At 62.5% G+C, this 13893-nt stretch carries 10 protein-coding genes and 3 pseudogenes; 10 read left to right on the top strand and 3 right to left on the bottom strand.

Annotated elements, in window-relative coordinates; genetic code table 11:
• Positions 1-85 precede the first annotated feature (85 nt).
• The 5 genes from AC0L2M_RS13520 to AC0L2M_RS13540 all read left to right on the top strand — a co-directional run bounded on the left by AC0L2M_RS13520 (position 86) and on the right by AC0L2M_RS13540 (position 6760).
• Positions 86-547, top strand: a complete 462-nt coding sequence (locus AC0L2M_RS13520; protein WP_473535096.1) for a DUF4126 domain-containing protein — start codon at positions 86-88, stop codon at positions 545-547.
• Positions 544-1920: an FAD-containing oxidoreductase gene (locus tag AC0L2M_RS13525; protein WP_473535097.1), complete on the top strand. Its 1377-nt coding sequence runs from the start codon at positions 544-546 to the stop codon at positions 1918-1920. The genes AC0L2M_RS13520 and AC0L2M_RS13525 overlap by 4 nt, the downstream gene beginning before the upstream one ends.
• A 122-nt stretch (positions 1921-2042) precedes the next feature.
• Positions 2043-3098 carry a M14 family metallopeptidase gene (locus AC0L2M_RS13530; RefSeq protein WP_473535098.1) on the top strand — a complete coding sequence of 352 codons (1056 nt, stop codon included), beginning with the start codon at positions 2043-2045 and terminating at the stop codon, positions 3096-3098.
• A 310-nt stretch (positions 3099-3408) separates the two neighbouring features.
• A complete protein-coding gene (locus tag AC0L2M_RS13535) occupies positions 3409-5598 on the top strand; it encodes an anthranilate synthase (protein WP_473535099.1) in 2190 nt (729 codons plus the stop codon).
• A gap of 232 nt (positions 5599-5830) precedes the next feature.
• Positions 5831-6760: a cation diffusion facilitator family transporter gene (locus tag AC0L2M_RS13540; RefSeq protein ID WP_128247176.1), complete on the top strand. Its 930-nt coding sequence runs from the start codon at positions 5831-5833 to the stop codon at positions 6758-6760.
• Positions 6761-7209: 449 nt separating this feature from the next.
• Here the strand turns inward: AC0L2M_RS13540 and AC0L2M_RS13545 are convergent, their stop codons facing one another.
• On the bottom strand, positions 7210-8319 hold the full coding sequence (locus AC0L2M_RS13545; RefSeq protein ID WP_473535100.1) for a hypothetical protein: 1110 nt from the start codon (positions 8317-8319) through the stop codon (positions 7210-7212).
• 104 nt (positions 8320-8423) lie between these two features.
• On the opposite strand from AC0L2M_RS13545, the gene AC0L2M_RS13550 reads away from it, so the two are divergent.
• The 4 genes and pseudogenes from AC0L2M_RS13550 to AC0L2M_RS13565 form a co-directional block, all read left to right on the top strand.
• Entirely contained in the window at positions 8424-8861 is a 438-nt protein-coding gene (locus AC0L2M_RS13550) for a DsrE family protein (RefSeq protein WP_473535142.1), read from the top strand.
• Between the two features lie 63 nt (positions 8862-8924).
• Positions 8925-9683: pseudogene (locus tag AC0L2M_RS13555) on the top strand (SDR family NAD(P)-dependent oxidoreductase).
• Between the two features lie 46 nt (positions 9684-9729).
• Positions 9730-10032: a putative quinol monooxygenase gene (locus tag AC0L2M_RS13560; protein WP_023797886.1), complete on the top strand. Its 303-nt coding sequence runs from the start codon at positions 9730-9732 to the stop codon at positions 10030-10032.
• A gap of 192 nt (positions 10033-10224) precedes the next feature.
• Positions 10225-10455, top strand: a pseudogene (locus AC0L2M_RS13565) (AbrB family transcriptional regulator); the annotation flags it as partial.
• A 444-nt stretch (positions 10456-10899) separates the two neighbouring features.
• On the opposite strand, the pseudogene AC0L2M_RS13570 reads toward AC0L2M_RS13565, so the two are convergent.
• Positions 10900-10994: pseudogene (locus AC0L2M_RS13570) on the bottom strand (AGE family epimerase/isomerase); the annotation flags it as partial.
• Between the two features lie 458 nt (positions 10995-11452).
• On the opposite strand from AC0L2M_RS13570, the gene AC0L2M_RS13575 reads away from it, so the two are divergent.
• Positions 11453-13381: a hypothetical protein gene (locus AC0L2M_RS13575; RefSeq protein ID WP_473535101.1), complete on the top strand. Its 1929-nt coding sequence runs from the start codon at positions 11453-11455 to the stop codon at positions 13379-13381.
• A 29-nt stretch (positions 13382-13410) separates the two neighbouring features.
• Here AC0L2M_RS13575 and AC0L2M_RS13580 read toward each other — a convergent pair whose 3' ends face one another.
• Positions 13411-13881, bottom strand: a complete 471-nt coding sequence (locus tag AC0L2M_RS13580; protein ID WP_473535102.1) for a hypothetical protein — start codon at positions 13879-13881, stop codon at positions 13411-13413.
• Positions 13882-13893 lie beyond the last annotated feature (12 nt).

A 13893-nucleotide genomic window follows, 5' to 3' on the forward strand; every position in this document is an offset into this window, starting at 1 on the left:
CCTGCTACGCCTCTGGTCAAATGCCGAACCTATGCTAGCCTGCCCCGGCTGGGCTGTCCCAGGCCGTGTGATCGAGGGGCCAATCATGCTGTACATTCTTGCACTTCTCATCGGCGTCGTTGCCGGTCTTCGCGCCATGACCGCGCCTGCCGCCGTCGCCTGGGGGGCCTGGCTCGGCTGGCTGCCGGTCGCCGGAACCTGGGCCAGCTTCATGGGCCACTGGATCGCCGTCGGCATCTTCACAATCCTGGCCATTGCCGAACTGGTCACCGACCAGTTGCCATCGACGCCGAGCCGCAAGGTGCCGCAGCAGTTTGGCGCGCGCATCGTCGTGGGCGCCTTCACCGGCGCGGTGATCGGCGCGACCGGCGGCGCCACCGTCGGCGGCCTGATCGCCGGCGCTATCGGCGCGGTTATCGGCACGCTGGGCGGTGCAGAGCTGCGCAAACGCCTGGCCCTGGCTTTCGGCAAAGACCCGCCCGCCGCCTTCATCGAAGACGCGGTGGCGATCGTCGGCGGCCTGCTGATCGTGGCGGCGGTGGCATGACGGCAAAGCCATTCGACGCCATCATCGTCGGCGCCGGACAGGCCGGCCCGCCGCTCGCCGGCCGGCTGACGGCGGCTGGCATGAGCGTGGCGCTGATCGAGCGCAAGCTGGTCGGCGGCACCTGCGTCAACACCGGATGCATGCCGACCAAGGCGATGGTGGCCAGCGCCTATGCCGCGCATCTCGCCCGCCGCGCCGCCGACTACGGCGTGACGCTCTCCGGTCCGGTCGGCGTCGACTACACGGCGATCAAGGCGCGCAAGGACAAGGTGTCGAACGACGCCCGCGGCAATCTCGAGAGCTGGATTGCCGGCATGGACAGATGCACGCTTTATCGCGGCCATGCGCGCTTCGAGACGGCCAACACCGTGCGCGTCGGCGACGACCTGCTGAGCGCCGGGAAAATATTCATCAACACCGGCGGCCGTGCCTCGGTGCCTGATCTGCCAGGCGTCGACGAGATTTCGTTCCTGACCAACTCGTCGATGATGGATCTCGACGTGCTGCCGCGCCACCTGGTCGTCGTCGGCGGCAGCTACGTCTCGCTCGAATTCGCGCAGATGTTCCGCCGTTTCGGTTCACAGGTCACGGTGATTGAAAAGAGCCCGCGGCTGATCGGCCGCGAGGACGAGGATGTCTCGGCCGCCATCCTGTCCATCCTCGAGAACGAAGACATCACGGTTCATCTCGGCGCCGGCGACATCAGCTTCGCCAGGCAGGGCAGCGACATCGCCGTGACTTTCACCGCCGGCAAGGCGCCGGCTGTCGGCTCGCATGTGCTGCTGGCAGTAGGCCGGACCCCCAACACCGACGATCTCGGCCTCGCCAAGGCCGGCGTCGAGGTCGACAAACGCGGCTTCATTGTCGTCGACGACCAGCTTCGCACCGGCGTGCCCGGCATCTGGGCGATGGGCGACTGCAACGGCAAGGGCGCCTTCACCCACACCTCCTACAATGACTACGAGATCGTCGCCGCCAATCTGCTCGACAACGACCCGCGCAGGGTGAGCGACCGCATCGAGGCCTATGCGCTCTATACCGACCCGCCGCTCGGCCGCTGCGGCATGACCGAGGCAGCGGTCAGAAAGTCCGGCCGCCGCGCGCTGGTCGGCCAGCGGCCGATGACCCGCGTCGGCCGTGCCGTCGAGAAAGGCGAGACGCAAGGTTTCATGAAGATCCTGGCCGATGCCGACACCAACGAAATCCTCGGCTGTTCGGTGCTCGGCCCCGGCGGCGACGAGGCGATACACTGCGTGCTCGATCTGATGTATGCCAAGGCGCCGGTCAGCACGCTGGCGCGCGCCATGCACATCCACCCCACCGTCTCGGAACTTCTGCCCACCATCGCCCAGGAGTTGAAGCCGCTGGCATAGGCCGGGCAGGACCAGTATGCCCACCGCGCCCGGCCGAGGAGGCCCTTGCGCCCATAACGTGAAAAGCTGGACCAATCGACAGCGTATCGACGAAAGGGCATGTGTTTTCCTGGAGGAACATCATGCAGAAATGGATCGAGCATATCGTCGGCGACAGCGAGGGCGTTTCCTACGAATTCCCGGTCTTCCGCTTCGAGGGAACGGATAAGGCGGCATCCTCGGCCTATCTGCAGGCGGCACTGCATGCCGGCGAACTGCCGGGCGTCGTCGCCATCGACGCGCTGATGCCGATGCTTGAAAAGGCCGAAGCCGAACGCCGCATCAAGGGCGATATCACCGTCGTGCCGCAAGCCAATCCGATCGGCCGCGCCCAGTATCATTTCGGCGAGCACCAGGGCCGTTTTCACCTGGGCACGCGCACCAACTTCAACCGCGGCTTTCCGCTGCTGGCCGCGCCTGACGTAAAATTGTTGCCCGACACCACGCTTGGCACTGCCGATCAGCGGCTGAAGACGCGGCTGCTGCAGCTGTCGATCGGCCACGACATCGTGCTCGACCTGCACTGCGACGACGAGGGCCTCGCCTACCTCTATGTCCACACCAGCCTGTGGCCGGCCATGGCGGATTGTGCGGCGGCCATGGGCGTCGATGCGGTGGTCCTGTGGGATGAAGATACCGACGGCACCTTCGAAGGCGCCTCGATCACGCCGTATCTGAAGGTCCCTGCAGAGGTGGCGCGGTTCGACCGGCGCGTCGCCACCACGGTCGAGTATCGCGGCATACTCGATGTCGACGGCGCTCTGGCCGGCACCGATGCCGAAGGGCTCTATCGGCTGCTGGTGGCGCGCGGCGTGGTCCTGGACCAGGCCTTATCCACGTCCGGCAGCTTCACCGGAATCGTTGCGCCGCTCGAAAACATCGACATGATGCCGGCGCCGCGGGCGGGCGCGGTCCTCTACAAAGTGAAGCCCGGCGACCGTGTGGCAAAAGGCGCGCTGCTCGCCACCATCGTCCATGCGCCGGGTGAAGCCGGCGGCCGCACCCAGCTGTTCGCGCCGCAGGCGGGCATCATCCTGACACGGCGTTCCCGGCGCATCGTCCGCGCCGGCGAAGATCTGCTGAAGCTGGTCGGCGACAGGAAAAGCGCCGATGCACGGTCGGGAACGCTGGAGGATTGAGGGGCTCATGCCCTTCTCCATGCCCTCCCCCTTCTCCACCCCTTCATTGGATCCTTCATTGAATCCAGTTGCGCGGCCGTGCAATCGCCGCTATTGGAATCGCCATGAACATGCGCTCGATCAAGACCGTTTGGTGGTGGGCTCGCTGACAGCGGCCTGTTCGAACGCGTGCGCGTGAAAAATGGAAGGTGGCCGCAACGGAATGTCCGGGCGGCCATTTGTTTTTCAAAGCCATGCCCCGGGTCCGTTGCCCCCAAGACGCTGAAATATCCAAGACGCTGAAAGAGCCAAGACGCTGATGGAGACGGCAATGACGACGAAAATTCTGGAGAACGGGGCGGAGCGCTTCGTCACGGCGGGTGGCGTGACGATTACCCGCGAGCGCCATGACCGGCCTTACCAAGGCGCGATCGACGCCTATGTCGACGGGCTGAATTCGCGCCGCGGCGCCGTGTTTTCCTCGAATTACGAATATCCCGGCCGCTATACGCGCTGGGACACCGCCATCATCGACCCGCCGCTGGTGATCTCGGCGCGTGGCCGCGCCATGCGCATCGAGGCGCTGAACAGCCGTGGCGAGATGCTTCTGCCGGTGGTCGGCAAGGCGCTCGGCGGCCTTGACGAGGTGACGATCGCCGAGACGTCGAAGCGACTGATCCGCCTCGACGTGGCCAAGCCGGGCCGTGTCTTCACCGAGGAAGAACGCAGCCGCGTTCCCTCCGTCTTCACCGTGCTGCGCGCCATCACCGCACTGTTCAAGACAGAGGAAGACGCCAATCTCGGCCTCTACGGCGCCTTCGGCTACGATCTCGCCTTCCAGTTCGATCCGGTCGACTACAAGCTCGAGCGCCAGCAAGGCCAGCGCGACCTCGTGCTGTTCCTGCCCGACGAGATTCTGGTCGTCGACCACTATTCGACAAAAGCCTGGACCGACCGCTACGACTATTCCAGCGATGGGTTTTCGACGCAGGGATTGCCGCGCGACGAAATCGTCGAGCCGTTCAACACCGCCGACCGCATCCCGCCGCGCGGCGACCATGAGCCCGGCGAATATGCCAATCTGGTGCGCAAGGCGATGCAATCGTTCAAGCGCGGCGACCTGTTCGAGGTGGTGCCCGGCCAGATGTTCTACGAGCGCTGCGAGACGCCGCCCTCCGACATCTCCCGCAAGCTGAAGGCCATCAACCCCTCGCCCTATTCCTTCTTCATCAATCTTGGCGAAGGCGAATATTTGATCGGCGCCTCGCCCGAGATGTTCGTGCGCGTCAACGGCCGCCGTGTCGAGACCTGCCCGATCTCCGGCACGATCAAGCGCGGCGGCGACGCCATTTCCGATAGCGAGCAGATCCTGAAGCTGCTCAATTCGAAGAAGGACGAATCCGAGCTGACCATGTGCTCGGACGTCGACCGCAACGACAAGTCGAGGGTCTGCGACCCGGGCTCGGTGCGCGTCATCGGCCGTCGCCAGATCGAGATGTATTCGCGGCTGATCCACACCGTCGACCATATCGAGGGGCGGCTGCGCGAAGGCATGGACGCCTTCGACGCGTTCTTGTCGCATGCCTGGGCGGTCACCGTCACCGGCGCGCCGAAATTATGGGCGATGCGCTTCATCGAGCAGAACGAGAAGAGCCCGCGCGCCTGGTATGGCGGGGCGATCGGCATGGTCAATTTCAACGGTGACATGAACACCGGCATGACGCTTCGCACCATCCGCATCAAGGACGGCATCGCCGAAGTGCGCGCCGGCGCCACGCTGCTCTTCGACAGCATTCCCGAGGAAGAAGAAGCCGAAACCGAACTGAAGGCATCCGCCATGATCTCCGCCATCCGCGACGCCAAATTAGGCAATGCCGCCGACACCGAACGCGCCACCGCGCGCGTCGGCGACGGCGTCAACATCCTGCTGGTCGACCACGAGGACTCCTTCGTCCACACGCTGGCCAATTATTTCCGCCAGACCGGCGCCAATGTCTCGACCGTGCGCACGCCTGTGCCGGACGAGGTCTTCGACCGGCTGAAACCCAATCTCGTCGTGCTGTCGCCCGGTCCCGGCACGCCGAAGGATTTTGACTGCGCCGCCACCATCAAGCGGGCCCGCGCGCGCGACCTGCCGATCTTCGGCGTCTGCCTCGGCTTGCAGGCGCTGGCCGAGGCCTATGGCGGAGAGCTGCGGCAGCTGCACGTGCCGATGCATGGCAAACCGTCGCGCATCCGCGTGTCGAAGCCGGGCATCATCTTTTCCGGCCTGCCCAAGGAGGTGACGGTCGGCCGCTATCACTCGATCTTCGCCGATCCGGTCCGCCTGCCCGACGGCTTCGTCGTCACCGCCGAGACGGAAGAAGGCGTCATCATGGCCTTCGAGCACAGCAAGGAGCCGATCGCCGCGGTGCAGTTCCACCCGGAATCGATCATGACGCTCGGCCACAATGCCGGCATGCGCATCATCGAGAACATCGTTGCGCATCTGCCGCGCAAGGCCAAGGAAAAGGCGGCCTAGGGCGAGGAGTTTTCGTGTTGAGGTTTGCGCCCTACGTCGCCCCCCTCTGTCCTGCCGGACATCTCCCCCACTTGGGGGGAGATTGTCTCTCATTTCGGCTTTCGCCAATCTCAAGCATTGCAGATCTAGCCCGAATATCTCGCACGACGTCATCCATGACAGCCGATCTCCCCCCTTGTGGGGGAGATGTCCGGCAGGACAGAGGGGGGCGCCGAAGAACGCGGCTTCCTCAATGACAACAGCCGAAATCAAGGCGACCGCCAAGCGCAAGGTCGCCAGCCTCGCCTTCTGGTCGATCATCCTCGCCTTCGTCGTGCTCGGCCTGAAGCTTGCGGCCTGGTACGTCACCGGTTCCGTGGCGCTGTATTCGGACGCGCTGGAATCGATCGTCAACGTCATTGCCTCGGCAGCCGCCTATTGGGCGATCCAGGTCAGCCACAAGCCGGCCGACCAGGATCATCCGTTCGGCCATCACAAGGCCGAGTATTTCTCGGCTGTCCTGGAAGGCGTGCTGATCGTGCTGGCAGCCCTTCTGATCCTCAACGAAGTATGGTGGTCCTTGCGGCACCCCGTGCCGCTCGACCAGCCCTGGACCGGCCTTGCCATCAACGGCGTCGCGACGGTGATCAACGCCTTCTGGGCCTTGACGCTGATCCGTGCCGGCCGTGCCGAGAAGTCACCGGCACTGGTCGCCGACGGCAGGCACATCATGACCGACGTGGCGACCTCGGTCGGCGTGTTCATGGGTGTGGTCGGCGCCGTGCTGACCGGCTGGCAAGTGCTCGATCCTGCTCTTGCCGTCATCGTTGCGCTGAACATCCTGTGGCAGGGCTGGCACGTCATCGGCTCGTCGATGAACGGTCTGATGGACCGCGCCGTCGACACGCAGGAGCACATGCGCATCCGCGACATCATCTCGGCCAATTGCAAAGGCGCGCTGGAAGTCCACGATCTGAAGACGCGGATTGCCGGCCGCGCCACCTTCATCGAGTTCCACCTGGTCGTCGACGCCGACATGTCGGTGGGCGCCAGCCACGTCATCTGCGACCGCATCGAGGATGCGCTGAAGGCAGAAATCCCCTCGGTGCGCGTCACCATCCATGTCGAGCCCGATGACGAGGCAAAACTGCCCAAGGGCACGACCGCCGTGCCGTTCGCGTGAGGCGGCAGCGAACGTCGATGGTCCCTTCAGTGGCAAAATCGCCCCTTGCAGATGGGCCGCAACACCCCTCCCTCGTCATCCCAGGGCGGAGCAGGAGCGAAGCGACGTCGCGGAGACCCTGGGATCCATGCCGTTACCTCTGTGGCACACGAAGGCGGACCAGAATCGAGTGCTTCTTCGTCACGACGGGTCCGGAACGGAGGACGACACATTCCGAACTGCTGCATTCTTCGGCGGATGTTACGGCATGGATCCCAGGGTCTGCGCTCCGCTTCGCGTTCACTCCGCCCTGGGATGACGAAGGCATGTTGGTCTCTGGCTAATCGTTGGCGCTGGCGATTGGCAGGCGCACCGCCTGCGAACGACCGACCAGAACGCGTTTGCCTTGCGCATTTCCATCCAGCTCCCCGTCATATCCGCCAATTTCCGAACCAAGGATTCGGATCCGATCAAGGCGCGCAGGCAGCCTGCGGCATCGGTTCCAGCCGATAGACCTTGTCGTCGGATGCGGTCTCGCCGTCGGTCGCCTTCGAGCAGAGGTCGACGATCGGCAGGCTGCTGTTGGGGTTGGCCAGCATCATCGTGCCGTTGGCGCCGCGGCGCAGAAAAATCTCCCTGGCCGCGATGTCGCAGGAAAAGTCGCTCGTCCTTGCGCTCGCCACACAGCGCCACTGGTCCGCTTCGCCGTCGCAACTGTAGCTCTGCGTGACCTCTACGGCACTTTGGCGCGTGGTGACGGAAACTTCTATGTCGGCGCCATCAGGCCAGCTTGCCGGATCGCCGTCCTTGGCGAAGGCGGCCAGTTCGATCGGGCCCCGGAAAACCCGGATGGTGTGGGTAAGCTGATCGGGATGCGAGCGGAGATGCGCGGCATCGTAGTCGCGCCCGTAGCAGAACGGCTGGTCCCGTTTCAGCCGCTCGCGCAGCGGTGCTCCCAGCGCCGGATCGACCGGATCGATGCGCGCGAATTCGGCCTTGCAGGTCTCACCCGGCATGCGGTCGAGCCGAAAGCCGTCGTCTTGCGTGCCGAGTGCCTGCCTGGCAAACTCCGTTTCGCCAAGCTCGTCCTCGGCGCCGGCATCGAGATAAAGGTTGCGATGCACGCCGGAGACGATCAGCCGGCCTTTTTCGTCGACGTTCACCAAGGCCATGGTGCGGTCGCATTCCATGCCGCAATGGATCTCGCCCGACTGCGGATCACCCTTGCCGCACCAGCCGCCGACCCATTCGGGCTTGTTGGCGCCGCGCACCGTCGTCGCCAAAAAACCGTTGTAGCCGGATGGACCACTGCTCGGCTCCTCGTTCGGATGGCTGACCGGATCGCTGCCATAGTACAAGAAAATCCGTCCCACCTTCTGGTTCGGGTGCACCTTGAGATGCGCGGCATCATAGATACGCCCGAAACAGCCATCCTTGCCGTCCGGGCTGAGTTCGGTGAGCTCACCCGTATCGTCGGCAAGGGCCGTGCCGGCGACAGCGGCCAGCAAGGCGACAGCAAGTCCGGCGCCCACAATGGTCTTCCCCACAATGGTCTTCCCCCCAATGGTCTTCGATGTCATGTGCCCCTCCTCGCCCCTCTTCGCCACTACGACGCAACTTCAATTTATGCTAGGATCGAGGCCGAAGCCACGCAATTTGCGAGGACATGCTGGAGAACGACATGATGCGACGCCGCGATATTTTCCGCGCCGGCCTTGCCGGAGCCGCCGGTCTTCTCGGGCTGCGCCAGGTCAAGGCGGCGGCAGTGGAAGAGGACAGGCAAAAGGTCGCCTATCACCTCAGCGACCTCGACAAGGTCGGCTTCGTTCTGGGCAATATCAGGAACCACTATGAGGGCACCGGCGGCAAGGTCGACATCGTGCTGGTCGTGCACGGACCGGCACTCGCCGCCTTCAAGTCGAAGAGCGCCTCGGCTGCCATGTCCGGCCGTTTTTCCGGTCTGGTTGGCGACGGGCTGGCCCCGCATGCTTGCGCCAACACCATGCACGGCATGGACGTTGCGCTCACCGATCTGCTCGACGGCTTCCATGCCGCCGCGACCGGCGGCGTCGTCAAGCTCGCCGAATTGCAGCGCCACGGCTACGCCTATTTGCGGCCCTGAACCCCTACGGACTTGAACATAAGCACGGCGAGACCTTACGAAGAGCAGGACGACCCCGGAGGAATGCCAGCCACCACAACCGCCCCTGTCACCTCTACCCCTGTCGCTTCCGCCTTGTCACCCCCACTTTGGCGACCTCGCCGGCAAGGCGGTGCTGGTCACCGCGACCGGCATCGGGGCGGCACTTGCACTGGCTTACGCCGCGCAGAAATGCCGCGTCGCGCTGCATTCAAGTCGGGCGGCTGCCGAAAACCTGGCCAAAACCATCCGCAACGGCGGTGGCGAGGTGTTCCCGGTCCAGGGCGATTTCTCGATCGCTGCCGATGTCGAGCGCGTCGTCGAGGACAGCGCGCAACACTTCGGCCGGCTCGATGGCCTGGTCAACAATGCCGCCTCGGCCGCGTGCCTAAGCCGAACTGACCGAGGCGCATTGCGACGCGGACCTCAACGCCCGCTCCGTGCTGACCGCATCACGCAAGGCGATGCCATGGCTGAAGCGCCAGGGCGGCTTCATCGTCAACACCTCGTCGATCGCGGCACGCAATGGCGCCGGCGGCGGCGCCGGCCTTTATGGCTCGGCTCGTCTCCAATGTGACCCCGGGGCATGGCCAAGGAACTGATCGGCTCGCGTCAACGCGGTGGCGCCGGGCACCATCGCCTTCCATGAGCGCTATTCGACCGAGGAGCAGGCCATGGTTGCCACCATTCCGCAGGGCCGCGCCGGCACGCCGCAGGATTGCGTCGGCGCCGTTCCTCTCGTCCGCTTTGTTGAGCGGTTACATCACCGGCCACGAGGTGAACGGTGGCCAGTTGATGCCGTGAGCGGCGACCTGCATACTTGTCGCTGCAAGCAACGGAGAAACCGGCAATGTATGGTCTGATCGGCAAGATGCGGGCGACGCGCGGCCAGCGCGACGCAATGATGGACGTCCTGCTTGCCAGCACCGGCGCCTTGCCGGGCTGCCTGAGCTATATCATCGCCACCGATCCGGCCGATGCCGACGCGATCTGGGTGACCGAGGTATGGACCGACCAGGCAAGCCACAAGGCTTCGCTGCAATTGCCGGAAGTCCAGGCGGCGATTGCCAGGGCGCGGCCGATCATCGCCGGGTTTGAGTTCCAGGTCGAAACGCATCCTGTTGGTGGATTTGGGTTGGCCAAGGCCGGATAGGCTGGCTGGACAGCGCCCCCTCTGTCCTGCCCTCTTTGCCAAGTCTCGACAGCTCCCTCACTTGGGGGGAGATCGGCCGTCGTCCCGGCTTTCGCCAATCTCTGATGGTCGGGGCGGGGCGCTGAAGCTGCCAATCTCCCCCCTCGTGGGGGAGATGTCCGGCATGACAGAGGGGGGCGCGAACGATCGCGACGCAAGGCGAGGCGTGCGCTGCCGCAGATCGTCGGCTCGATCATCATCCTCATCTATCCGCTGACCGCCTATCTGGCGACCAGGCCCGGCGGCATGGACAGCGTCGCCATCATCGCCGCCGCCGCACAGCATGTCGCCTTCGTCATGGCGCTGCAATCGGCCCGCTTCCTCGTCGTGCTGCTGGTCGGACCGAGCGTGGCGCGGCTGGTGGCGCGAAGTCTAAAGGAATAAAGGGCAGTCTGCGGCTGCAGAAAGACCTGCGGCGCTGTCACATAAATGGACCGCAATCCGCTCGCGGCCGCTGAAGGACCAGCCCGGTCGTTTTAGGAATGCGTCGGGTAGCATAGGAAACACCAGTCGTCCGGCCCACTGTCGTTCAGGGCTCCGAATCGAGGTTAACGCATAGGTCACCGAGGATTGCGCGTCGGTGCTCCAGCCGGGCCCCGCCTCTATCGCCTTACGGCAGCGCGTCTATCACGCTTCAGTTAGGAGGTTGTTCGAGGCGTCCAGCTAAGGTACCGTTTCAAGACTCGTCAAGTTCAGTCACGAGAATTCGAACCGCGCGAACTTCGTCCGCGCAAATTCGCAATTCGCGAAACCGGGTACCGAGTGATGGCGGCAATTCGTTGGCCTTCACCTCGCCGCAATCTCCGTTTCTCGATAGCGACGACGGGCCAGGAGCGCGGGCCATTCGAAATGGTGGCCGGGTTCCGTCCAGGCACCTTTCTCGCCTCTGCCGGCCTCCACTCGGCATCGAAATATTCGCCCAGGTTGCGGGCTTTCAAAATGTCGCTAAAATCGGGTTATGGCGGACAATGATGAGCGAGATCGAGTGGGTAGCGGACTGTCTCAGCGGACAGTCGCGACCATAGTGTTCAGCGTCATCGGAATGGTGATGCTGTTGATGGTTGTGCTCGGTCTATGGTTCGCCCGCTGATTTCACGCCGCGATCGAAAGCGGCCCGGCAGCATTGATCCAATCCGTTGCGCCCCCGCCGAAAGTGCTTAGCCAGTAGGTCATCGGCTTCGCGGCAACCAGGCCGTTGTCACTATCGAATGCTCCAGTGACCTCATTGCCCCTCGACAGTTGAAAGATCGACACGTGGCGGCGACCCCGCCAAGAACATTACGTGCCGGGTAGACCGCTCCACCCGCCAATGATACTCGGCGGCCATGCATTGCCAGAGCCGGGTCCCATTCTTCCCACGGTTACTCCATCGACCGGATTGATGTCAGTCATTTTATCGCCCATTCATGCAAACATCATCGGCGATCCGAACCTGTTGAAGAGAGGGATCATGCAAACCATTTCCCGCCGTCTATTTGCAAGGTGGGCGGCCTTAGCACCGTGGGGGGCAAGTTGGAGCGCCGCAATGTCAGAGACTTTAAGCGCAGCTCCCAGCCTTTCGTCTGGCGAGCGGCAGCGTGTTCGGGTCGCAACCACCGAAGATATTAGTCTAATGCTTCAGCAGGTGATGGATGCAGCCGACGCTGCAATCTCGGCCAGCGGCGTTGCAGATTTTGCCACTAAGGCCGTAGCAGAAGCCACAACTGTCCCATCCGCAAAACAGTTCCTGCGCCTTGCTGGGTACACGCAATCGGGCGATGGTGGCGCCGCGCTCTATAGAAAAACAGAACTCGAACCCGCACATAACGGCAAATTTCAAAGCTCCGATGGCGCATGGTGGGAATTGGCTGAGAACGTCATCACGCCGAGTATGGTGGGCGGTGAGCTGGCCTCAGTCATCGCGATCGGTCCCAATGGGTTTATACCGGCAGGTACCGTTCTCGTCAACAAAACTATCGAGTATCCTGCGTCTCCTCCATATGGCGGTGGGGCGCTGCGCGGACAAGGAATGGAAACGTCGAATGCGTTTTCAGCAAGAGCGGCGAATTCTAAATCTATCGTAGCATGGAACGGCGCTGGCGGTGGAACGCTGATGGAACTGGATGGGCAGCTCGGCCTTCTGTTCGAACAGATTTCCTTCGTCGGTAAGCCTTCGCCAAGAGCTGCTAATCGCGCCGGCATATGTCAACACTGGCGGCAGACGACCGCTGCGTTTGGGTCTGGCGAGAGTCTCTATATCGAATGCTCGTTTCAGCACTTCGACATCGCACTGAAGTTCGCCGATGGCCGGCGCGATGCCACTTGCGCCGGTATCCATTTCTTAAAATGCGTAGTTCAGAACGTGGATACCTTCATTCAGGTGATGAATGACCAGGGACTTAACTACGTTCTCGATCACGTCTCCTGCAATTTTATTGATCGAATCGCCCTTTTCGAACGCGGCGGGAACCTCGACTTGAGAAACGGCAATATCGCTGGCTGTGGAACTACCAACTGGTGCTTTGAATTCGCTGCGCTCGGCAACAATCTTTATGCTAACAGTTTCCGCAATCTTCGGATCGAGCAAGGCACTAAGCGGGTTCTCAAAATGACGGGATCGGGGAGCGCCGTTTTTGATGGGCTGACCGAAGCTCAGCCCAATCAGAACGCCACACTGTTTGAACAGACAGGCGGAATTCTCACCGTCCGCAATGCGCATCTAGTGACCAATGGTGCCGAAAATCCTACCTTCATCGTTCGCAGCCAGCCCGGCGGTTCCCCCGGCATTCTCTTTTTGGAAAATGTCCACTTCGCGGAGAGTTCGTTTGTTTTAACAGACTGGATCGATCGGCGGAGCACGAACGCAAGTGCGATCGTGGTCATGAAGAGTTGCACACATGGAGCCAATTTCCAGCCAATCCCGGACTTCTCCACGCATCTCGCCTATGGCAAGCCTCGCACCTCTGCCCAGACCGCAACCAACTCGAGTAAGCCGCTGACTATCGAGGGCGTCGCACGAGGCCTTGAAACGGTTGTACAATTACCTACCGATACGCTAACCACGATCAACATTGTGATTGAAGGCGTGGACAGCGCCCGCAAGATTGTCTTTTCCGGGGTGCGCAGGGCAGTGTGCCTAAATGACAGCGGTGTCTGCACGCTCGTCAGTTTGCAGGCGATTGGAATTGACTATGATCCCTTTGCACTGGAGACCCGCCCCCAGGTGTCGGTTTCCAAACACCTCAATGCCATCGAGGTTACCGTCACTGGCTTGCGGGAAACTTTGATCAATTGGGCAGCTATCTTTGAAGGCCAGCCACGACCAATCTAGAGCGCACCTCCGCGAGGGGCTTCTATCTATCATTGGCTTGGGCAAGCCACATAGCCGGCCCACGATTGCGAAGGCAACTGGCACAGGAACCCTTTCTCCGAAAACTCCTTTGCGAGATCGCCGCCCGCAGACGTAAGGCACTGAACGACCAAAGCGCTACCAGACTTGAGACCGACTTTGCCGTCGCACGGCGTGCCGCTTCCAACAGGACGGCAGGTCACGACACTTTGCTCGTAACTTTTTCGAGCAGCCTCGGTAATTAAGCCGACCGGCCCAAGGCGGGATTCGGCCGAAACGCCACACAAAACCACTTTGTAACCGCCCACTCTGATGTCTTTTATAGAAACGATAGATAGTCTTCCAGTAAACGGAGCGGTCGGTACGTCTGCTTTTGGAACACGGGCCTTCCGCCTGTTGACCTCTGAAATAGACATCGCTCCGAAAGCCAGAGCGAAGAGGAGCCCTACAATAACTATCACAATCCAAGCTTTTGCCGTCAAGGTAAACTCCTC

It is taken from the genome of Mesorhizobium sp. WSM4806 (assembly GCF_055811635.1).